General features: G+C 58.4%; 25 protein-coding genes. 1 reads left to right on the top strand and 24 read right to left on the bottom strand.

Going from position 1 to position 19,544, the window contains the following annotated elements:
* Positions 1–390: 390 nt before the first annotated feature.
* From RTK35_RS30250 to RTK35_RS30165, 18 genes are all read right to left on the bottom strand, one after another.
* Positions 391–1,233, bottom strand: coding sequence for a hypothetical protein (locus RTK35_RS30250; RefSeq protein ID WP_139233738.1), 843 nt, complete (start codon positions 1,231–1,233; stop codon positions 391–393).
* A 188-nt stretch (positions 1,234–1,421) separates the two neighbouring features.
* Positions 1,422–1,664: a hypothetical protein gene (locus RTK35_RS30245; RefSeq protein ID WP_052157347.1), complete on the bottom strand. Its 243-nt coding sequence runs from the start codon at positions 1,662–1,664 to the stop codon at positions 1,422–1,424.
* A gap of 104 nt (positions 1,665–1,768) precedes the next feature.
* Positions 1,769–2,029 (bottom strand): hypothetical protein, encoded by a 261-nt coding sequence (locus tag RTK35_RS30240; RefSeq protein ID WP_316909732.1) that lies wholly within the window; start codon positions 2,027–2,029, stop codon positions 1,769–1,771.
* A gap of 436 nt (positions 2,030–2,465) precedes the next feature.
* Complete coding sequence (locus RTK35_RS30235) at positions 2,466–2,675, bottom strand: hypothetical protein (protein WP_316909731.1); 210 nt, start codon at positions 2,673–2,675, stop codon at positions 2,466–2,468.
* Between the two features lie 31 nt (positions 2,676–2,706).
* Entirely contained in the window at positions 2,707–3,105 is a 399-nt protein-coding gene (locus RTK35_RS30230; protein ID WP_316909730.1) for a hypothetical protein, read from the bottom strand.
* A 100-nt stretch (positions 3,106–3,205) separates the two neighbouring features.
* Positions 3,206–3,526: a hypothetical protein gene (locus tag RTK35_RS30225; protein WP_316909729.1), complete on the bottom strand. Its 321-nt coding sequence runs from the start codon at positions 3,524–3,526 to the stop codon at positions 3,206–3,208.
* On the bottom strand, positions 3,523–4,299 hold the full coding sequence (locus RTK35_RS30220) for a lytic transglycosylase domain-containing protein (protein ID WP_316909728.1): 777 nt from the start codon (positions 4,297–4,299) through the stop codon (positions 3,523–3,525). The genes RTK35_RS30225 and RTK35_RS30220 overlap by 4 nt, the downstream gene beginning before the upstream one ends.
* Entirely contained in the window at positions 4,271–4,465 is a 195-nt protein-coding gene (locus tag RTK35_RS30215) for a hypothetical protein (protein ID WP_316909727.1), read from the bottom strand. Before RTK35_RS30215 ends, RTK35_RS30220 begins: the two co-directional genes overlap by 29 nt.
* Entirely contained in the window at positions 4,462–4,830 is a 369-nt protein-coding gene (locus RTK35_RS30210) for a hypothetical protein (RefSeq protein ID WP_134486714.1), read from the bottom strand. The genes RTK35_RS30215 and RTK35_RS30210 overlap by 4 nt, the downstream gene beginning before the upstream one ends.
* Positions 4,811–6,259 carry a TrbI/VirB10 family protein gene (locus tag RTK35_RS30205; RefSeq protein ID WP_316909726.1) on the bottom strand — a complete coding sequence of 483 codons (1,449 nt, stop codon included), beginning with the start codon at positions 6,257–6,259 and terminating at the stop codon, positions 4,811–4,813. Before RTK35_RS30205 ends, RTK35_RS30210 begins: the two co-directional genes overlap by 20 nt.
* Positions 6,260–6,268: 9 nt before the next feature.
* Complete coding sequence (locus RTK35_RS30200; protein ID WP_316909725.1) at positions 6,269–7,114, bottom strand: TrbG/VirB9 family P-type conjugative transfer protein; 846 nt, start codon at positions 7,112–7,114, stop codon at positions 6,269–6,271.
* Entirely contained in the window at positions 7,114–7,884 is a 771-nt protein-coding gene (locus RTK35_RS30195; RefSeq protein WP_058165547.1) for a hypothetical protein, read from the bottom strand. The genes RTK35_RS30200 and RTK35_RS30195 overlap by 1 nt, the downstream gene beginning before the upstream one ends.
* Before the next feature lie 9 nt (positions 7,885–7,893).
* Entirely contained in the window at positions 7,894–9,003 is a 1,110-nt protein-coding gene (locus RTK35_RS30190; protein WP_316909724.1) for a hypothetical protein, read from the bottom strand.
* Complete coding sequence (locus RTK35_RS30185; RefSeq protein ID WP_316909723.1) at positions 9,000–9,491, bottom strand: hypothetical protein; 492 nt, start codon at positions 9,489–9,491, stop codon at positions 9,000–9,002. Before RTK35_RS30185 ends, RTK35_RS30190 begins: the two co-directional genes overlap by 4 nt.
* An 8-nt stretch (positions 9,492–9,499) precedes the next feature.
* Complete coding sequence (locus tag RTK35_RS30180) at positions 9,500–10,348, bottom strand: hypothetical protein (RefSeq protein WP_316909722.1); 849 nt, start codon at positions 10,346–10,348, stop codon at positions 9,500–9,502.
* A 2-nt stretch (positions 10,349–10,350) separates the two neighbouring features.
* Positions 10,351–12,897, bottom strand: a complete 2,547-nt coding sequence (locus tag RTK35_RS30175; protein ID WP_316909721.1) for a hypothetical protein — start codon at positions 12,895–12,897, stop codon at positions 10,351–10,353.
* A 3-nt stretch (positions 12,898–12,900) separates the two neighbouring features.
* Positions 12,901–13,221 (bottom strand): hypothetical protein, encoded by a 321-nt coding sequence (locus tag RTK35_RS30170; RefSeq protein ID WP_034017831.1) that lies wholly within the window; start codon positions 13,219–13,221, stop codon positions 12,901–12,903.
* Positions 13,222–13,225: 4 nt separating this feature from the next.
* Positions 13,226–13,591 carry a hypothetical protein gene (locus RTK35_RS30165; RefSeq protein ID WP_052157341.1) on the bottom strand — a complete coding sequence of 122 codons (366 nt, stop codon included), beginning with the start codon at positions 13,589–13,591 and terminating at the stop codon, positions 13,226–13,228.
* A gap of 98 nt (positions 13,592–13,689) precedes the next feature.
* Between RTK35_RS30165 and RTK35_RS30160 the strand changes: the two genes are divergently transcribed.
* Positions 13,690–13,935 (top strand): hypothetical protein, encoded by a 246-nt coding sequence (locus tag RTK35_RS30160; protein ID WP_316909720.1) that lies wholly within the window; start codon positions 13,690–13,692, stop codon positions 13,933–13,935.
* 197 nt (positions 13,936–14,132) lie between these two features.
* Here RTK35_RS30160 and RTK35_RS30155 read toward each other — a convergent pair whose 3' ends face one another.
* The 6 genes from RTK35_RS30155 to RTK35_RS30130 form a co-directional block, all read right to left on the bottom strand.
* Positions 14,133–14,621, bottom strand: coding sequence for a hypothetical protein (locus RTK35_RS30155; RefSeq protein WP_316909719.1), 489 nt, complete (start codon positions 14,619–14,621; stop codon positions 14,133–14,135).
* Positions 14,622–14,654: 33 nt separating this feature from the next.
* Complete coding sequence (gene radC, locus RTK35_RS30150; RefSeq protein ID WP_058165559.1) at positions 14,655–15,107, bottom strand: RadC family protein; 453 nt, start codon at positions 15,105–15,107, stop codon at positions 14,655–14,657.
* Positions 15,108–15,571: 464 nt separating this feature from the next.
* On the bottom strand, positions 15,572–15,988 hold the full coding sequence (locus RTK35_RS30145) for an antirestriction protein (protein ID WP_316909718.1): 417 nt from the start codon (positions 15,986–15,988) through the stop codon (positions 15,572–15,574).
* 169 nt (positions 15,989–16,157) lie between these two features.
* Positions 16,158–16,460 (bottom strand): hypothetical protein, encoded by a 303-nt coding sequence (locus tag RTK35_RS30140; RefSeq protein WP_316909717.1) that lies wholly within the window; start codon positions 16,458–16,460, stop codon positions 16,158–16,160.
* A 496-nt stretch (positions 16,461–16,956) separates the two neighbouring features.
* Entirely contained in the window at positions 16,957–17,985 is a 1,029-nt protein-coding gene (locus RTK35_RS30135; RefSeq protein WP_316909716.1) for a CpaF family protein, read from the bottom strand.
* A complete protein-coding gene (locus tag RTK35_RS30130; protein WP_316909715.1) occupies positions 17,982–18,722 on the bottom strand; it encodes a hypothetical protein in 741 nt (246 codons plus the stop codon). The genes RTK35_RS30135 and RTK35_RS30130 overlap by 4 nt, the downstream gene beginning before the upstream one ends.
* Between the last annotated feature and the right edge of the window lie 822 nt (positions 18,723–19,544).

The raw sequence follows: 19,544 nt of genomic DNA, 5'->3' as shown, positions 1-19,544 counted from the left end.
AGCCTCAGCTAGGGAGGTAGGGGGTGCTCTTCCCCCTGCCTCCCGACGCCTCGCGGGCGAGAGCGGGGTTTACAAGGGGCAGCGCCCCTTGGTGTTGGTCTGCCGTCCAGGGTGCAACCCTGGCCCCCCCGGGAGGGGTGCTCTGTTCCGCGCCGTGCCGAAGGCACGAAGTGCGCGGGCGTCATTTGGGTGGAGCTTGCGACACCCCCCTTCTGATTCTTTTAAAAGCGTTCTGATTAAGGGCCGACACTTAATTTGAATGATCCCGACACTTAACTTTTTCTTCCCCGCGCGCACGCGCTGCGGCGGCGGCCTGGCCGGSCGCCGGCATCACGGGGGGAAACGCCTCCGGTCGCTGCCGATCAGGCAGGGGGAGGCCCCGGCTGGGGATCAGCCGGCTAGCTTCTTGGTCAGTATCGCTTCTGCCAGTTGTCGACAGGTCGCGCCGTCCCTGGTGGGGTCTTCCTCCTTCAACGCCATCACCAGGTTGTTGAACATTCGTCCATAGGTCTCGGCGTCGATCTGCGGCCCACCAGGTGGCCCGCCTGGGGGAGCACCAATCCGAGGTAGACCGCCCGCGCCGCCCCGACGAACAACCAGCATCCGGCCTATCGCCAGAGCGCTCCTAGACCACTGCCCGAGGTTCCCGCCCTGCTTCTTCGCCTTCTTGGCCAGACGCTCGCTGGCTCTCTGACGTTCGTGCTTCAGCCACTTCAGCAAGCCGAATGCCCCGAACAATAGGCTGTTTACAGCCTTCACCGCCGCCAGGCCCCGGTAGGAACCATCGTCCTGGAGCTGTCGCGGCTGGGAGACTGTCAGAATGTTGCTGAATTTGAGGTCTGCGACAGCGCGCTCGATGCGGCGCAGGCCCATCCCCGTGAATTCAGCCAGGTAATCGAAGGTCAGCGACTGGAAGCCCGAGGGTCCTGGAACGCCGCACCTGAGCGACGTCAGGTCGGTGTACTCCAGGATCACCCCCATGACCAAGATGCACGCCTCGCGCCGTTCGCTGCGCTGCTGTCGCTTGCTGCCGTTGGCTGCGTTCAGGGATGGCAGGCGCGAGGGTGAGCGGTAGTACTGACGCACTTCTTCCTGAAGGCGCTGCAGGATCTTCGGACGATTTTTCAGCGTCGAGGGCTTCACCAGCTCCAGCCGCGGTGCGTCTGGCTGGTGGCCACAGTAGTTGCCGCCGTTATTAACGCGCGGCACATACTTCCTTGTTTCTATCGCCATAACCCCCCGCATAGATGGCGGTGAGCCGGCGATAAATGGCATTTTTCAAACTTGCGCGCAGGCGCAGTGAAAGCCATAATCAGCTCACCCCTAAGTGAGCAGGTTTCCTCCGCCAAGATTCGACCTGCTCTTTTTCTTTCCAAAAAGCCCGGTTACCAGCCGGGCTTTTTGGTTTCTGTATTAAGTCTCTACGCTACTTGCAGCCTCACCTCACGAAAGCCGACGCGAGCTGCGTCAGCGCTTACCGATTCCAAGCTCTTGTAGATCTTCTGCCGCGTGGAACGAGCCACGGTCATGTACTCATGCGCGCCATCAGCGCGCTCGACCACTAGCACCCACGCACCCTTTTCCAGGGGAGCCGGAGCGACGATAGCCGCCTTCAAGGCCCCACCTTCAAACAGCTTGCGCATCGCAGACAGGTCCACGGCCATCGCACCCTCTCGTCGTGCTCGATCTGGTAAATCGACTGAAGACTAAGTGCCACAGCATGAAAATGCAAATTCATGAGCATGGATCAGCAGTTTCGTGCGGGGAATCAGCGCGCTCCAGTCAGCTCGAAATCGTCCGGCAACGTCACGGCGACGCTGCGAAAACCAATCCGCCAGGCGTCCATCATCGCGGCGTTGACACGGTTGTAGACCTTGACCTGGCTGGTCTGCGCAGCCAGCGTGACGGCCACCACCTCACCGCTCTGCTTGGTGACCTTAAGCAACCAGCCATCCCCCTCGGCAGGCTCAACAGTCGCACCAACCAACAGGCCGCCATCGAAAAGCTCTTTCAGAAATGCTAGGCGCACGTTTTTTCCTTACTGCTGCTTGTCCACAAGAGGCCGGGCGCTGCCCGCCTCTCGCGCCGCCTTCGGCGGCTTCTCTCCAACCCGCTCTCGCCCGCGAGGCGTCGGGAGGCAGGGGGAAGAGCACCCCCTACCTCCCGCCTTCAGGCTCTTTGTCTCTCCAGGCCGTCAAGGGGCCGTGTCCTCGCCCCGTAGGGGCTGCGGGCCGCACCTACCCCTTGACCGCCCTCCGCGACGCTGGGGCCCTCCTGGGGCCTTACAGGCGTCCGCATCCATCGACACTCACCGCCGTGAACAACCAGGTCCACCAGCTGCAGCGCCTGCAGGCGCTGCGACAACACCGCGAGGAGATCGAGCACCGGGATCCGCCTGGCGTCAGTGGCACTAGATGTTGTGTCGATCGGATCCGCCGGCGACACCATATCTAGTGTTTTCACGGTCACTCCTTGTCCTTGGGCTCGTAAACGCGGAGAACCAGGCGCCCGGATACTGCGATCCCTGGTGTCAGCTCGATGTTGATCCCCTTCCCATCGGCGTTGCTGAAGCCCGCGCCTACGCGAGTCCAGTGGGTCTTACGGTCATCCTCGGGGCCATATTCATGGGCGACCAGGGCGTCATAGCGGATCTTCTGTGCAGTATCTTTTGCCATTGGGAATACCTCGTTGGGATAGATGGGGTGCTTAGTCTTCTGGCTCGCCGTACAAGGCGTGCCAGGCTTCTCGAACAGCCTCGTCCGAGGCGCTGGACAGCTCGTCCAGCGACTCGTCCTGGTAACCGCTGGCAACCAACAGTGCAGCGGCATCGAAGGACGAAAGCCCCTGCGCAGCGAAGTGAACCGCGCAAGCGCATTCGTAGTTCCATTGCTCAAAGATTTGGCTGGGCCTGACACTCTTCACCACCTCGGCCGCGAGATCCTGAGCCAGAACGAATCGGCCCTTGTGGTAGATCAGCACCTGGCCGGCGACCTCGGCCAGCTCGGCGCTGGCCATCCCCCGGAACTGCGCGAGGTAGAAATCGCACCAGGTCGCAATACTGCGGCGATGTTCTGCAAGCCATTGGCGATCAGCATCAGTGAGCATTGTTCCTTCCTCTTCATTGGTGCCCGGATGCCCCGGGCCGCTCACCACTCGGCAGGTGACGCAAACCGCTGGGCTAGAATCAGCGAACGGTCATAACTTCCTATTCCTGTTCCTGGTCAGCGCCGGCACGACGATAGCCTTCCTGGATATAGCGATCCTTGTCGCTCTCGCTAACACTGAACTTCGGATCGTCTTTGCAGTAAGTCCGTATTTTCTTTTTCTTCTTGTAGATCATCGGTGGCTGCCAGCACTTCGTATAAACAGTCGGGCAATCTCCTTCGGTGAAGCCCGTCGTTTCACACATTTCCCAGGCGCCGCGCATATCGTTCTTATCGTTCCAGTCGAAGTCAAACTCACTGCCGGCAACGGCAGCGCTGGAAACTAAGAACCCGGCGAACATGCCAATAAATACTTTTTTCATCCGTTACGTGCCTCCATCTTGGTCATGCCGGCTTTAATCCGACTTACATAGTTTTGTGTTTCCTCATACGGCGGAATGCCGTTGTACTTCTCGACAGCACCAGGCCCGGCGTTATATGCAGCCAAGGCCAAGTCCAATGATTTGAATCTCGCCAGCATCTTGGCGAGGTACTGAGTTCCAACATTGATATTCGATTCAGGATCGAATGGATCAATATTGAACTCATTGGAAAGTTCGTCCATCAGTTGCATCAACCCCTTGGCGCCCTTGGGGCTAACTGCGTTGGGGTTGTACTGCGACTCAGCAAGAATGATCTGGTGAACCAGCTGGGGATCGAGGTTGCGCATTCGCGCATACCTGGTCACCAGCTCGGCATAGGGCGAGCCCTCCAGGGCCGCCGGCGGCGTGCCAAATAGGCTGGTGTCGCCATCGACCGGCGCCCCCTCGGGGGCGCCGGCGGGCGCGGTAGGCTGCGGCGCTGCGCGTTTGAAAGCGTCGCGCATAGCGCTGATCTGATCCTCTGACCAGCTCCGGCGTCGGTTCTGATCCATGAACCCGGAGAACCTGGCCGGGGCCGGCGCCGAGGCGGCACCTGCAGGAGCGCTAGGCGCCACTGCAGAAGGCCCACGCGGCGCTTCCGGGAAGAGGTATTCGTACAGCTCCGCCGAATCGGCGTCATGCTGCTCGACCTCAGCGGCGCTCGTTGCTCCGGCCAGGCCGAGCGCAAGAGCAGCCATGAGCGCCTTACTTGGTGATAGCAGGGAGAACGACATAATTCGCTTGCTCCGGCTCGTTATCGAAGCCCACGGGGCGCGTCAGGTCGCGGTAGACGACATTGCGACTGGTCAGGTTGAAGAAGTCGCCGGTACCAACCACCTTCGTAGAGCTGCAGCCAGTCAGCACAGAAAGAACCGAAAAAATGATCATGGCCTTTTTCACGACTTATTCTCCGAGAACGAAATGAGCTTGTTGTTTCGGTCAATAACTATCCAGTTGTCATTACCGATGAGAATTTGCAGCGCGTCGATAATTGGCATTGTCCGGTGGATTTTTGCAATTGGTGGAATCTTGCGCTGGTACATATCAACGGCATCTTTCGGAGCCGGATATACGACCACAAGCTGATAGCCTGTTGGTTCCAACAGGTAGCGCGCAGCATCACCAACAGTTTTGACATCCTCCGGGTATACCGTTCTCGCATAGAGACTCAGAGGATCGATCTTGATGGGCTGCTCATCTTTCGCCATTGCGAAAGATGGGATAAGCGCCAAGAAAACCAAGACTTTAATCAACATATTTTGCATAGAGGTCGCTCCAAGGCTCAACATACATTTCTTCTTCCACGATTACGCGGAAAGACTGGCCAGGCCGAATCGTTACAGTAGGCACTATGTTCAGATACTTCTGGATCAACGGGGAGAATTCACGACGAGCATTTTCTCCAACGTCACCGGCATAACTTCCCTCTTCATCACCAGTGCCGCTATAGCTGGACTCACTGCTAATCAGTGCATAAGCCGCCACACCCAGGAACTGCGCCATAAAGTGATAGTCAACTTGATCCTCGATGGCGCCAACGCCTTCACGGTCAACTGCGGATGCCTTACTGAAGTCGATTTTATTGCCGTTCGGTAATACGCCTTCTTTTACCAAGAAGGCCACGCGATTAGAAATCGCCTCGTTGACGTTCCTAGTGCGCGCAACACCGATATTTATTTCCGTGCCTTTGGGGAACAGAACATATTGCCGCGTAGTGTCGTAAACATCGTGACTGACAATTGCCTGCAAAGAACCAGTCATGTAGTCGGAAATAGACTTACGCATTAGTGTTGTCGGGATTAGCGTTCCTGGTGGAACTTTAATCTTCCCGGAAATATCGGCGTTGTATCTGTTGGATTTGGTATATCCAACAACATCCTCCGGCGCCCGGTTGAAGCTACTGGACACCTGCTGCAGCTGCTGCTTGGCCTGCTCCTGGTTGGGAGCAGGCCGGGCCGTAGCATTCGGCAGGCCAGCAGCACCCTTCGATGCCAGCTCAGCGCGCAAGCGCTGGGCCTCCTCGATCCGGCGCCGAACCTCGGCCCGTCGCTCCTCGATGCTGGCCGACTCGTCGAAGGGCCGGTTGAGCGTATCCAGAGCCCCCATCAGGTCATTACTACCAGCTGCGGCCGCAGAGCTGCGAGGCGCCGCCATCGCGGGGAGCGAAGCAGGCGCAGCCGCCGAGGCGGTAGCATTAGCGCTCTTTCCCAGGTTGCCTTTCGCCAGCCCCCAGCCGCTCTGTGCGCTCTGCAACGCGCGTAGCTTCTCGCGCTGCTCCCACTGGCGCATAGCCTTCTCAGCGGCCGACAGGTTAGCCTCGCCCCCTTGTTGGCCATCTACTGCAGATCCGCCACTGCTTGCAGTTTTTCCGCTCTGCGCAAGCTTGTTGAATGACTCTTCAAGCGGGCTCAGCTCTTCGTCGGCGCCGGCATCCTGTGCCCCTCGGCTCGGACGGCGGTTGGCCACCAGCTGGTTGAACTGATCTTCACGATCACCCGCCTGGCCGGGCTGCTCTACCTTCGCCGGCTCAGTCTTGGGCTGTGGCTTCCCTCCCATCTTGGAAAAGATATTGATGAGCGTGAGCACGAACAGCAGCGCGAGAACAACGCCAAAGGCAATCCCCAGCCAGAGCTGCAACTTACGCCGGTAAGTTGCAGGCTGTTCGTCAATACGTGGTGCGGCTTCTGTGGTCATGTTGCCCCCTTAGAATTCGCCGTTGGTACGGCCATCTGCGCGGGCAATACTGATCTTCGCGTCATCCACCCGGAGAGTGAACTTCGGATAAATGCCGGAAATTACGTACATGCCATAAGCATCATCGTATTTGGTCGGAACAATGGCGTTCTTTTCGCCAACTTCAGTTTCGACAGACAGCAATCCACGGTTCGGCTGGAACAGGCGGATGTAAGTGAACCGACCATCATCGTAAACATCGGAAATCAGGCCCTGGGCCGCGAACCCCTTGCCCTGATCCCAGCTATAGCGGGTGTACACGTGATACCGGAAGCGGCGCAGCGCCTCCATGACGGCCTTCCGCTTATCGTCCTCGGCGTCACGGCGCAGCTGCTGCAGCTGCTGTTGCATGGTGGCCACCTGGGCGTTTGCTGCAGCGGTCCCTTGGGCCATGAGAGACGACTGTTGGCCCAAGGCCGCACGAGCCCCCGAGCTGAAGAACATGCCATCAGCCACCACCTTGACGCACACGTCATTCCGGGCGCTGTCTTCAACGCGGTTGGCCACAATGTCATAGGCGTTGCCATCGGCCGTCCAGGCGCGGACTACGACCTTCTGCCCCTGATCTTCCCGGCTGTTGGGTTTGATCATCACCTGGTTGGCAGCGCCCTCAGCGTTCCACAGGTCGGAGCTGGGCACGGGATCCGTGATGTTGTCGGCCGGCAGCTCAACCCGAGTGCCGAGGTTAATTGCGCTGTTGATCTGGACAACGCTGTCCGGCTTCCAATGAATTACCCGGCAAGTAGATGCCTGAGCGCTCATGGCAATCATCAGCAGCACCGGAACGGTGATAGCGGAAAGTTGGGTTTTCATCATTATTTGGCCTCTGCACTCGTGAAACTAGACGGGTCTTCAATCAGTTCGGCTTGCACGATCTCAACACCAACGGGGTTTACGCGAAGCCAAGTTTTCTTCTTGCTCGACAGCTCTTTCTTTGGCAGTAAACGCCATTGAGCGCGAAGGATTAGTTTTTCGGTACCGTTCGGCTTAACTAGCCCGGTCGCCGTTTTTGTGATCCTGGTGAAGTAGATATTCGAGCGAATCACTTCTCCATTCTTTTTATCGAATACCGCAGGGATCTTGTCGTAGTGGTCGGAAAAACCCCACTCAATTTCAATGCGGTCAGAGTTCTTGTTGACTGAAATATCAGCCGCCTTCTGAGCCGCATTGAACCCGCCTGGCTGGGTACTCACGAAATCGTTGTACATGGGTTGGGACATAAATACACCGGCCATGCCGAAGTCTCGCTTTATGGTTTCCGGCTGCTGGCCATAGCGCGACTTGATGTAAGTCTCGAACGCTTGGTCAATAGTGGATCGGAAATACAGTTGCTCATCATCCGGCGTGAAATTATCTACATCTGAAGTGCCGTCCGGATAGAGCTTCACATAGACCAACTCGGTATTGTTTTCGGCCTTTTTAAAGCCATACCAGGCAAATGCGACTGCCAGAATCACAGCAAACACCTGGAACAGGCACAGCACAAACCAGCGATTTCGTTCTGCGCGAAGTTGTGCGTTCTGCTTGGGTTTATCAGTTTGAGCCTGAACTTTCTGAAGTTCGGCGTCATCCAAACGTGCGTTCATAACGCCTCCTTACTTAAGAAACTTGCGGATGGCCATATTGGTTGCCTTGCCCAAGCCGCCGCTCAGATTGCCCACGCCACCCGCAATCATCGAGGCGAATGCAAATGACGACAGGATGAACAAGATTGCAATCAGCAACATTGCTGACGCATCCAACAGCAAATACATATTCTCTTTGGCAATCTGAACAACTTGCGCCGGGTCGCCGTAGTCGCCAGAAAAACTTACGCCAAGTGATTCAAGAATTGCTTTTATGGTGATTGCCGCAACAACCATCGTTGCCTTCAGAATGATTAGCAGGAATACGAATCCACAGAAGAACTTGAACCAACCGTCGAACAGTGGGCGCGTCATTGGCAACAGAAGGAACGGCACGAATATCAGACCAGTGATCTTTGCCAGCGCATAGCCGAACTCAGCCCACATTGCTGCCAACCAAAAGACAACATCGAGCAGCGCGCAGATTACCGTCCATTGCACCGTATAAAGAATCAGCCTGATTGAGTCGAAAAGATCCAAGTCATCGAGAACCACCGCGCCAGTAGCTTTATGTATCCACTGCGACAGAAAGAAATTGTCGGTATTCCCGACCAGGTACTGCTGATAACCATTAGAGAGGCCGACACCTACCCCCCAAATAGCTTCGGTGAATGCGTTGTAGCTGGCCATCAACCCCATTGTTATGAAGAGATAACAAAGCGCCTCAAGATGGGAAGCCGCATTAAACCCTTCAAATATAAACTTCACGACCTCAATGAAGAGCAGCAGGAAAGCCAGGGCCAGGAACATCATCCAAGACCAGGTATAAATATCGTTATTGGTGTCTTGCATGATGCCGTTGACGAAGGTCGCCAGTGCCCCGTCGAAGATCCCACGCATCGTATCGGAGAGAGCTGCCTCGGCCGGCTGAATGAGTACCAGCGGCATCAGGAAGACAACCAGCAGGCCCAAGGCCAGGAACAGCGAGCGGCGTTGCTTGGGCTGCAGCTGCTGCAAGGGAGAAGGCGGCAGCGCCCCCTCCCCTTTCGCCACCAGTCGAGCAGCGCGGGTAGCACGCCAGGCGATGACCATGACGGCCACCGCGCCCAGCGCCACCAGTAAGCTCAGGATCTGGATCACTCTTCACCCCCTTTACCGAGGGGGCAGCGGCGCACGATGTTCGCCGTTTGATAGCCCTTGCATTCCATGAACCAAGGATCGTCCTGAGACTGGCGCACGCCGAGGATGCTGGTCTGGATCCACCAGCCCTCTTCGGCGATCGCCTTCTTGCTGGCCGGGCCGGTGCGCCGAGCACTGAAGTAGCCGCCCCTCGGTGCAGCCTCCCACTCCTTGCGCAGCTCGATCAGGGCCGCTTCGGCTTGTGCCTTGCTCATGCCGGCGTAGTGCTTTTTGGCATAAGCCTCGGAGCCACGGGCCGGATAACGCTCGTTAGCTTTGGCAGTGAACTCACTAACGCACTTGTCACGCTCACCGACAGTTGCAAAGCCCTTCTTCTGGCAGACTTTAATGCCGTCCTGGATCATCTTTTCACGCGCGGCATCGGCTTCATCTGCAACAGCAGCACACGAAACAAACAAGACCAACAGTGTTGCAATAAGACCTTTCATAACGAACCTCAATAATTCACAAGGGGCGATTCATTAACGACGATTGGTCGGGATTGACGCGCCTTAACCTCGTTCAAAGTCGCTTTACGCCCCACGTTCTGATTGGAGAAGTAGTGCGACTCCAACTGATTGGAATATTGAAGTTGCGCATTGTTAATGGCGCTTTGTTGTTGCAGCGCTTCAATAACAAGTTCGTTCTGCTCGGCCATTACCTGAAGCGTTGCCAAGTGATCTTCCGGGCCGAGGCTGGCCCGCTTGCTGGAGACCTCGCCATAACGCCCCATCTGAACCTCCAGCTCGTCGTCCATGTCCTGGACGAACATGCTTTGGCCGACCGCCAACTGCTCGCGCGCATAGCTCTGGCGGGCCGTCTCGGTGACGTGCTGTAGGGAGTTCGAGTCGTAGGCAAGCGACGCCAGGTCGTCTTCTATGTCGCTCAGGCGCTGCGCACGGGGAAAGAGAGTTTCCAGCTCGCGGTTGATCTTCGCCCAGCGGGCAGAATCGAAGTCGGGCTTCATGCCCGGATAGGTGTTGATGACACTCCCGTACTTCGCATAGATCTGCTGCCACTGCCGGTTAGAAATGCGGCTCTTCAAACCCTCCATCTGCCGCAGCATGTGGTCATACTCGACCATCGTCTGCTCATAGAGTTTGATTGCTTCGGCCAGCTGGCTTTCGTCGAGCACGGTTTGCGCCATCGCTTCGGCGTACTGCTGCAACTGGTTGATGTAATCCGTAACAGACTGAGCAATAGCGGCAATATCCACAGTCGGGAAGCCACTTGCAGTTACTGGCACCGGCGCGATGCTCATAACAATTGCAGCAATAGCGGCTCGTAGAGTTACTTTGATATTCATCGTCACTCTCCTTTAAAGATGCGGCTGACCATCTGCTTGACTGCCTCGTCAATATCGTTCGGATATTGCTCAAGCATTTGTTTGACAATAACGGCCTCAGTCGGACGACTGGTGGCAATCACATACTCTTCAGGCGCGACATTGACATTCACCGTTTTGGAAATTCCAACTTCACGCTGAATGATGTATGCCTGTTTACGCGGAGTGAGCGAGGCGATGGCATCGCACTCGCCGTCTTTGAGCTGGAAGGCTTGCTTGTACAAGTCCTTATCCATTTCCTGGTCGGGCATGAATATCCAGGTGGATGCAGAACTACGCAGAGTGTTCCATTCCGGGATATTCATGTAGTGCTCAGGACTTTGAGTCCAGAAGCCCATTCCACCGAAGTGCTTGAACCAGGTACGCGCTTTTGCAACGGCGCGCTCTACAGATCCAGGAATACCGAAGATGTATTGGGCTTCGTCAATCTCCAGGAACTTCGGGACACTGCGGTACCGAGGATCCTCAAACAGCCGGATGACACGGTAGAAAATTTCGTTCATCACCAGCTGGGCCAGCTCAGGCATGTCCTTCACCCCGGCCAGGTTGTAGACAGCCAGGCGCTTGTCCATCTGACCAATGCCATCGACCTTGTTGTCGAAGAGGTTTCCGTACATGCCTCCGCGCACCCAGCGGTTCAGCTTCTGCTTCAGGCCCTGGGTGCAGTGGTCAGCCAGCGAACTCATGTTCTGCATGTGTGGCGGAAGGTGGAGAACCGCCTGCAGGGCGCGGTCGAGGTCGCGCTGCTCATGGGCATCTAAGCTGCGCAGCGCCTCGCTGTCGTTCAGCTTCAACATGATGCGGATCTGCGACAGCATGTGGTGGGTGAAATGCGCGTCGTCCACACCCCCCGCCGCCACGAACGGATTGAACCCGCGATCAGTTTCCGGGTTCTCGATGCGGAAAATCCCCCCGTGATCCTTGAAGAACATGGCTAGGGGCTCGTCGCCCGGATCCACGCCGATGGACTGATACAGTGAACCCAGCCCCTCGCCGTTGCCGTACTTCATGAAGTGACCAGCCATGACGTTCTTGGTGAACGACTTACCAGAACGGGTCGGGCCAACGCCGAGGACTAGGCACTTATCGCCAATGAATGGCGTGTAGTGGAATGGCGTGCCGTCATCGCTCTCCAGGATGTAAACCGCTTCCTCCCGCTGCTCCCCCCACGTCTTGATGCCTTCGCTGCTCTTGAACACCAACGCGGTCGCGCCGGCCTGGGAGGTGGTGAACTCGGAACTGCGGAAGCAACGATTCGGATAACCAGGCAACAGCATCGGGAACAAGTCGATCTGCCCAGCGCTCTCCCACACCGGATGGAAGCCGCTCTGCGTCAACGCGGTAGCCATCTGGCGGCAGGTCTGCCGGAGCTTGGCAGGGTCGCGGTCGAAGACCACAACATGCGAATGGAAGTGACCATAGCGATCAGGGGTGTTCGCCGCCTCTTCCAGCTCCTGAACCTTCTTCTTAAGGATCCCGCTGTCGTTGATCTTCCGCTCAATCTCTGAGCTGACATCCTCCCCCTTCATCAGCGCCGACAGCTTCATTTGGCTGCGGTGCAGTTCGTTCTCCTTGCCGGTCAGCATCAACGCCTTCTGCAGCGCCGTAAGGGGACTGAAGCGGGTCATCACCAGGTAGTTGCCGTGCTGCAGGATCGGCTTAACGTCTCCCCTCCCCCACATGCCTTCCGGCACATGCTCGGCGCCATAACCCACCATCGACGCGATGCGGGCATAAACGGGCTCAGCGCCCTCGATCTTCAGGCACTCCATGCCGTCGATGTTGACCGGATGGATATCGCCATCTGCCAGCAGCCGGTCCCAATCGTCGCCCGGGACAGCCTCGTCCAGTGCGCTGTCCAGGTACTCGGGCCGCAGGTTGACCAATGCACGGAAAAGCGCCCACTGCTCCCGCACCCCCAGCCGCTGGTTGGACGCGGAGAGGATCTGCAGCTTGGCGTCGAGATCCTCCAAGGAGCTATCCAGAAGGTCGCATTGGCGGCGCAGCTCTTCTTGCTCGACCAGCCAGGCGCCCCAATTGGTCAGCTTGGCCTTCAGCAGCTCCCGAGACTTGCGCTCGAAAGGTGCTGAAAACAGCGCCTTGAGGGTGCCGGTAGCCAGCACCTTGTTGATGTTCTCCGTGGTAGGAACATCGAGCAGCCAAAACAAACGACCGCAACTGAGGTTGCGGTTGTTGTTGAGGAAGTCCATGCGCCGCTTCGACAGCATGTTGCTTCGCGGGTTGTCGCGCTCCTGGAGCGCAACCTTGGCCCCCTCGAAATGCCAGTAATACTGCGAGACAACCAGGTCTTGATTCAGGGTCTGAAGCAAGTTGCGCAGCAGCACGGAGGCTTTTTCCAAGTCCCCCTCACTCAACCCCTTGGGGTCGATACCGGACAGCTCAAGGCCGCCGATGAGGCCGCCTGCATGCGACAGGGTGAAGTCTTGCCATGCCCCGGCGAGCCAGAGGGCTTCGTTGAACGGGGTGCCTACTCGTGCTGCTTCGCCCATGACTTAGAACCCCTGATACCAGGCCAGCAGCAGCGCCAGGTTGAACAACGCGATACCACCGACGCAGACACGGGCGATCCAGGCAACCGCCGCAGAGCCGGACTTGGGCGCCATCACCCACAGGCCAATACCGGCAGCCGCGGAAACGAAGACGATGAAGAGCACGCCCGGCCCACCGACGAAGTTGACCAGCTCCTGCATGAAACCGGCGAAGGCGGCCAGAGGGCCGTCGCCGGGGGAGCCCAGGTCAACGTCGTTGTTTGCGGCCAAGGCCAGCGGAGAGAGGAAGAGGCTGGCGAACAGCCAGAAAACGCGGTTCAGCATTTGGTTAGTTCCTTTTCGTGATGGTGGTTACTTGCAAGTTGCCGTCAGCACGGCGAGACAGAAGCAGCACACGGCGCCGAGTGCTGCGACTGACGGTGAGCCTGGCCGCAGCAAAGAGACTGCGCAGCCAGACGATGTAGGCTTCGGGATCGTCCTTGTGGACGAGGTAGACGGGGATCAGTACCAGCAGGCCGATGACGAGGCTTGAGCCCAGGCCGAGGTAGATGGGCAGATAGACGCAGAAGACGACAGCAGCGAAGGCGACCAGGAACAGCGTTCCGATGAAAACACGCGACGGGATTCCAAGAATCATGTCGCGCTGGGTGAACACCGCTTTATTTTTGAGGTTGGGGTTTCTATGCTCGCCCATTTATTAACGACTCCTTGTCCAGAAATGTATAGAGATATGCGCATAAATATACACATATCTAGAGCTATGGCAATGCCTAGCCCTACCGGTGCCGCTGCATGAGCAGATCAACGCCGACGAACATCACGCTGCCAGGACAAGTCCTGGAAGAGACGGATCAAAAATTGGTGGAGCCCTTGCAGTCCGAAAGGTTTTTCGGACGACCATCGCGCTCGATGGTCATACGGGCTTTGCTTGAAATCGCACTTGAGAACAGCGACCGCTTCGATCCTCGGAAGGCTCGCGATTACGAGACTCTGAAGGCCGAGCTGCGCCGGATCCTGGTGGATCGCACGGGGACTTAACCTGGCATCGTCCATTGATGCCTAACGACTAGCGGGGAGGAACTTACCCCGCTGCGTCGTGGCCGCCAAGTCCTTCCATGTCAAAAAACCGAAATGTGTAACTTTCTTCACACATTTCAGACAGGTCTTAGCCAAAAGATTGGCGGATCATAAGAGTAAAACGACTACCCTACGTGTAAGCCATTCGCCATACGGCATCAGCTCAGCAGCCAATTCAGGGCGTCCCGGAGAGCTACAAGCGGATCGCCGTAGCCCGCATCCTCCGAGCCTGCCACCTGCTCGCCACTCATCAATCCGCGCCACTCGTACCAGGCCATTTCCGGCCTCCCGTATACCTCTATCGCATGGATCCGATCCAGCTCAAAGCGATACAGGTTCCGCTCCCCTTCCCCTTCCCGCTCTCGCCACTGCGGCGCGGCCTGGCCGACCAGGTAGCCGATGCCGGCACGCTGGCACAACATCACCCAGCAGCTGTAGGCAATCTCTTCCTCGGCGGTAGTCCAACGGTTGACCTGGCGGCGTGACACCCCGAGGAAGTCACCGGCAGCCCGTGGATCCAGACCAGCCATTTGCAGCACCTGCCGAACTTCCGGCGCAGTTGGTGCCACCCACCCCTCAGCAAACAGACGAAGGCTGTCCCCGCGAACATACGTGGTCGACACCTGATAGGTTCCTTGAGTCTCCATAGTTTTCTCCAGACGTGAGAAAGCGGTGGGCTGCTAAAGCAGCCCACGCTCTGCGAAGGAAAAGTAATCGCTATGGCTGACCACCATGTGGTCAATCAAGCGAACCTCAACGAGAGACAATGCGTCCTGGAGCTTCACAGTCAGAGTTCGATCTGCCTGGGAAGGCTCCACGCACCCGCTTGGATGGTTGTGTACGGCTATCGCTGCGGCAGCGTTGCAGGCTAGAGCCTCCTGCACCACCACTCGCGGGTAGACGCTCGCACCGCTGATAGAGCCATGAAACAGGCTCTTATAGGTTAGTACCCGATGCCTGGTATCCAGGAAGATCATTCCGAAGTGTTCATTGCGCTCCGGCCCCAACAGCAGCCGAAGATAGCAACGCACAGCCTCAGGCGACTCTAAAGCTGCTTTCCCCTGCAGCTTGCGCTCCAGGATCTCCAGCGCCTGGGCAATGATGCCCCGTTCCTCATCGGTAAAGTCTTGCATGCGGAATTCTCCGTTTGTGACGCCGAGCCATTCGCACGGCGCAGGCAGTATAGCCCCGCTAGAGCCCCTTGAAGTAGTCCGCCCGCTCCTGCTGCTCGCGCTCCAGCAGCTCGTCCGCGAAAAGCGGCGCCTGTCTCTGCAAGCGAGCCTCCAGCCTCTTGAGACGGACAGCTCCCTTGCGCTCGGCAGTCCACCGCTTGACCGCCTTAGACTGCGGAAAGTCAACGCACAGCCCGTAGCCCTGCGGCCTGGTAGCCCAACAATCAAGAATCTCCTGGGGCGCCCTCTGACCAGGCGGCACCTGCACCACCATAAGCTCCAGCGGCCCCGGGCACGGCGTATACGGCAGGCACCACCGCACCGAATATCGCCACCGAATGTCTACCGCCCCCGGCACACCAGCTTCGCTCGACTTCATTCCGAACCCCCACAGGTGGCCCGGCTCACGCCGGGCCGGGCTGTCATCAGGCGATGATATGAGCGATGGTGTTCCACTCCACATGCTCGCGCGCGAACGCGAGCAGCCAGTGGTAATGATCGGCCAGGCCGTCGAGCTGGTAGCGCCCCCAAACGCGATTGATCGCAAAGAGGCAGGCAACGATGCCAGCGGCATCGGCGCTCAGCTCACCCTCATTACCGCTACCCTGGCTCAGCAGCATGAAGCGTTCAGGTGCATTCGGCGCCATGTAGAAGCCGCCATTCGACAGCTCGTAGAACTCCCAATAGCCGCCCTGGTAGGCGCTGGCCAGCTCGCCCATTGCATCCATGACAGCATGCTCAACGACCATCATCAGACGGCCGAAATGACGCGGAAGGGTGTTCAAGCGAGAGCGCTCGGAAACGCGGCGAGAGGAAACAGCAGAGAGTTGTTGCGTGGTCATGTCGGAATTCTCCGGGTAAGGGTCGAACCATTCGTCCAACCTGCAGGGCCCATTATACGGGGCCTCGGCCTGCCGATCAAGAATTATGATTGCATTTTTAGCATTCCAGGCAGCTGCCGGCACCGAATAATGATTGCAAAAAAGAAAGGGGCTCAAGGCCCCTTTCCACTCACCACACCGCGCGAAGCCCTTGCGTGACCTCATCGAGGTCAGGCATGGGGTCGCCCGCAGCTTCATTGTCCCGGTCGATCAGCTCCACCGCCAGCCCCTGCACGTCCGACCACACCCCTTGCAAGCAACCACCACTGATGAGAACCACCACGGTCGATTCGGGCATGTTCCCCTTCAACGCCTCCCTGGTGGATTCAACCAGGGGCAATGGGGCTATCTGACTGTCTTCCCAACTGTCGATAGACAGCCAGCGAGACAACAGGTTACGCAGCAGCTTCAGCTCTTCACAGGTATCGGTCATTTCCAGAGTTCTCCGGTTGTTGCGCTGAGCCATTCGCCCAGCAAGGCCAACTCTAGCACACCCACTCTGATTGCATTTTCTCGACCAGGTGGATCCTCGAGGACGGAAAAACGATTGCAATCCGTCCTGCAGGATCCGCGCGGCCGGCGCCGGCCGTCACGGTGGCCACGTCCACCCCAGGAAACGTACAGCACCAGGTTGTTTGTGTGTTTTGACGTACAGGCCCGGCCCGTCGCCTCGGCGCCGGCCTGGCCGGCGACGTGCTCCAGCCGCTGCTGATCGGCCAGGAACGCTACCAGCGCCCCGCCAAGGGCCCTTCCTGAGCGAAGAGCGGTCAAGCTGAAGGCGGGGGCAGCCTCAGCTAGGGAGGTAGGGGGTGCTCTTCCCCCTGCCTCCCGACGCCTCGCGGGCGAGAGCGGGGTTTACAAGGGGCAGCGCCCCTTGGTGTTGGTCTGCCGTCCAGGGTGCAACCCTGGCCCCCCCGGGAGGGGTGCCCTCACCCGACACGGACGTGCTTCAGCTCGGCCTCATCGAAGATGAAAACCGGAATGATCTTTTCGTCCTCGATCCGACAGATATGCGTGACTTTCCGGCCCCATTTGTAACTGCGCGCGCAGTGGATCAGCAGCTGAACACCACCGAGCACCTGGTGCCCGGCCAACTCGTAGCTAACCAGGCCAGCAGCGGCGATCATGTACTGGATACGCCGAACGGCATCCGCAGGCCCGTTCGCATGGAGGCTGCTAGCCCCACCCGTATGGCCGGTGTTGCTCAGCTGCAGAAACGCATCAGCCGCGGACGCATCGCGGATCTCACCAACCCATCCACGATCTGGTCGCTCGCGCAGCATCAGCTTGATTAGCGACGCTAGAGTGACCGGCTGTACGCCGTCCTTCGGGCGCCGCTTCGGCGCCTCATGTTCTACCGCCCCCGGCAGCATTTGCTTCAGGTGAAGCTCCATTGTGTCTTCCGCACTGATGACGCGCTCGCGCTTGTCAATGAATGCTGCGCATGCCCGCAGAACAGTCGTTTTCCCTGAACCCGTATTGCCAGACACAAGCATGGTGTCCCCGGCCTGAACCCGCCCCCTGATGTAGTCCACCATCTCCGGCGTCAACGCACCAAAGCCAACCAAATCCTCGAAAGTGAACGACTGACGTGGTTTACAGCGCAGGGTGATCGTAGAGCCGCCTGGCGTAACCGTTGGCAGGGTGCAACAAAGGCGTGAACCGTCAGGGAAACGCGCATCCAGAATGGGGTTGTCTTCATCCACCAGTTGGTTGAGTCGATTCCCTACCTGGTAGATGAATTCCTGCAGGGCGCGCTCAGTCCCGAAAGTGGCATCGACGCGCTCAAGATGCCCACCGCGCTCAATCCAGATTTCGTCGTAGCGGTTCACCATGATTTCCGTGACCGCCTCATCGAGGTAGTACTGCATCACTGGACTGAAGTAGTGCAGCAAAAGCTCCCAACCTTGGCTATCACTCTCAGGCACCATGCCTACGGCTGTCTCTACCATGCTCATAGCGAATAAAGCTCCTCGACAGTAAATGTGAACATGCTCGACTGATGCACCTGCGCCGCATCGAAATTCCGGCTTGTCTCAAGAACAAGCCGGGTGCTCCCTTCGCGCATTCGGTAGATGGGCCAGACAGGCAAGTCGAATTTTTCACGATACAGGCGGCACAGCGCCTCACCTGGGAAAACGTACAAAACGCGCTCGTAGTGCTCCGAACGAATGTTCTTAAGGTGGGACAGGAAAATATTGAACACGCGCGCGCTCGACTTGTGGTTCAACTCCACCTCAAGAGCCACCGTGCTTCCGTCCTTCAGCGTAAGGATGGCGTCAGGCAGCCGCACGGCGCGCAGGTGCTTCAGCGTTTTCTCCGGCCGGATAGATGCAATCTCCGGCATGCGCCGGATGATTGCAGCCTGAACAGAAAACGAATGCACGAGCGACACCCATGCCGGCAAACGGCGCCTGCGCTTCAACTCCAGCTCTGGAAGAAGCATCAGTGCGTACTCAAAGCCCGAGTCACCCAGGCCGTAAATTCGCCGGCGAATGCCGGGCGCAATTTCGACCTGGACGAACCCCGAACTCTCTAGGCGCTTAAAGAAAGCACTTTGTCCATTCACATCCACGCCCAACATGGCAGCCAAGGTTTCCCGGTCGGCGTAGTCAAACCATGCAAGCCATCGAATGACGGCCTCCATTTTTGCCTTGCCTCGGTCTATCGCCTCGGCCCGTGTCCAGGTGGACACGGAAAAGCCCTCCTTCTGATCTACCTGCAATGCAATCTCCTTGGTGGGCGGCATTGCCGCGAGCGCGCCGAGGACGCCGCAAGGCGAACGACGGCAAGACTCGCCTGAGCAATGCGACCGGAACGGTCAGACAAAAATTCAGCGCTGCGAGCAGGCGATGCGCAAGGCAAGCCCGCCGCAGGCTGGGCGAGGCCGATGCGCGAGCGTGAGCGCCAAGCTGGCGGCTCTCCCGAAGCAAGCGAGTCCAGCCCGCCGTAGGCTGGGCGAGGACAAAGCGCGCGTAGGGCAGAGCCGAAGTCGGAGCGCCCGGGCGCTCCGAGCGACGCCGAGCGAGCCAAGCCCGCCGCAGGCTGGGCGATGGCTACGCGAGAAGGCGCGACGGAACAGCCCGGAGCGAGCCGACTTGCTCTTGCTCCCTCAAGGGAGCAGGCGCCCACGGCGCCGCCAACGCCCAAAAGGCGGTGGCAGCTCTTAGCGGCCAGCAGGCCGCCGCCAACACCCAAAAGGTGTTGGCAGCCTTCGGCGGAACGACGAAGGCGGCACATAGCGTTTCGATAGGCGCTTGCGCGTATCGAAACGCGATAAAAAGCAATCCGCACAGATGTTCGCCGCGCCCACGCGGCGGACAAGGGAACAATCGCGCCCACGCGATTTTCCCGGTCTGCCTTTTCGCAGCCCGTCCAGGGCGGAGAAAAGGTGCGAAGCATGCGGACGGCGGACGCCGCGCGCCCGTCCGGTGAAACCGGACCGCCCTGGTTCGGGCGGGGAACAGCAGAGCAAGGGAGGAACGACCGCAGCGATGCGTTGTGAGCCGCCACGAAG

It is taken from the genome of Pseudomonas sp. zfem003, from assembly GCF_032621675.1.
GTDB lineage: Bacteria > Pseudomonadota > Gammaproteobacteria > Pseudomonadales > Pseudomonadaceae > Metapseudomonas > Metapseudomonas otitidis.
Note: the sequence above shows the minus strand (reverse complement) of the source record. Positions and strands in the feature narration are given on the sequence as shown.

Coding starts and splice junctions, on each gene's coding strand:
- RTK35_RS30250 (WP_139233738.1), bottom strand. CDS start 1,233: ATGGCGATAGAAACAAGGAAGTATGTGCCGCGCGTTAATAACGGCGGC.
- RTK35_RS30245 (WP_052157347.1), bottom strand. CDS start 1,664: ATGGCCGTGGACCTGTCTGCGATGCGCAAGCTGTTTGAAGGTGGGGCC.
- RTK35_RS30235 (WP_316909731.1), bottom strand. CDS start 2,675: ATGGCAAAAGATACTGCACAGAAGATCCGCTATGACGCCCTGGTCGCC.
- RTK35_RS30230 (WP_316909730.1), bottom strand. CDS start 3,105: ATGCTCACTGATGCTGATCGCCAATGGCTTGCAGAACATCGCCGCAGT.
- RTK35_RS30225 (WP_316909729.1), bottom strand. CDS start 3,526: ATGAAAAAAGTATTTATTGGCATGTTCGCCGGGTTCTTAGTTTCCAGC.
- RTK35_RS30220 (WP_316909728.1), bottom strand. CDS start 4,299: ATGTCGTTCTCCCTGCTATCACCAAGTAAGGCGCTCATGGCTGCTCTT.
- RTK35_RS30210 (WP_134486714.1), bottom strand. CDS start 4,830: ATGCAAAATATGTTGATTAAAGTCTTGGTTTTCTTGGCGCTTATCCCA.
- RTK35_RS30205 (WP_316909726.1), bottom strand. CDS start 6,259: ATGACCACAGAAGCCGCACCACGTATTGACGAACAGCCTGCAACTTAC.
- RTK35_RS30200 (WP_316909725.1), bottom strand. CDS start 7,114: ATGATGAAAACCCAACTTTCCGCTATCACCGTTCCGGTGCTGCTGATG.
- RTK35_RS30195 (WP_058165547.1), bottom strand. CDS start 7,884: ATGAACGCACGTTTGGATGACGCCGAACTTCAGAAAGTTCAGGCTCAA.
- RTK35_RS30185 (WP_316909723.1), bottom strand. CDS start 9,491: ATGAAAGGTCTTATTGCAACACTGTTGGTCTTGTTTGTTTCGTGTGCT.
- RTK35_RS30180 (WP_316909722.1), bottom strand. CDS start 10,348: ATGAATATCAAAGTAACTCTACGAGCCGCTATTGCTGCAATTGTTATG.
- RTK35_RS30175 (WP_316909721.1), bottom strand. CDS start 12,897: ATGGGCGAAGCAGCACGAGTAGGCACCCCGTTCAACGAAGCCCTCTGG.
- RTK35_RS30170 (WP_034017831.1), bottom strand. CDS start 13,221: ATGCTGAACCGCGTTTTCTGGCTGTTCGCCAGCCTCTTCCTCTCTCCG.
- RTK35_RS30165 (WP_052157341.1), bottom strand. CDS start 13,591: ATGGGCGAGCATAGAAACCCCAACCTCAAAAATAAAGCGGTGTTCACC.
- RTK35_RS30160 (WP_316909720.1), top strand. CDS start 13,690: ATGAGCAGATCAACGCCGACGAACATCACGCTGCCAGGACAAGTCCTG.
- RTK35_RS30155 (WP_316909719.1), bottom strand. CDS start 14,621: ATGGAGACTCAAGGAACCTATCAGGTGTCGACCACGTATGTTCGCGGG.
- radC (WP_058165559.1), bottom strand. CDS start 15,107: ATGCAAGACTTTACCGATGAGGAACGGGGCATCATTGCCCAGGCGCTG.
- RTK35_RS30145 (WP_316909718.1), bottom strand. CDS start 15,988: ATGACCACGCAACAACTCTCTGCTGTTTCCTCTCGCCGCGTTTCCGAG.
- RTK35_RS30140 (WP_316909717.1), bottom strand. CDS start 16,460: ATGACCGATACCTGTGAAGAGCTGAAGCTGCTGCGTAACCTGTTGTCT.
- RTK35_RS30135 (WP_316909716.1), bottom strand. CDS start 17,985: ATGAGCATGGTAGAGACAGCCGTAGGCATGGTGCCTGAGAGTGATAGC.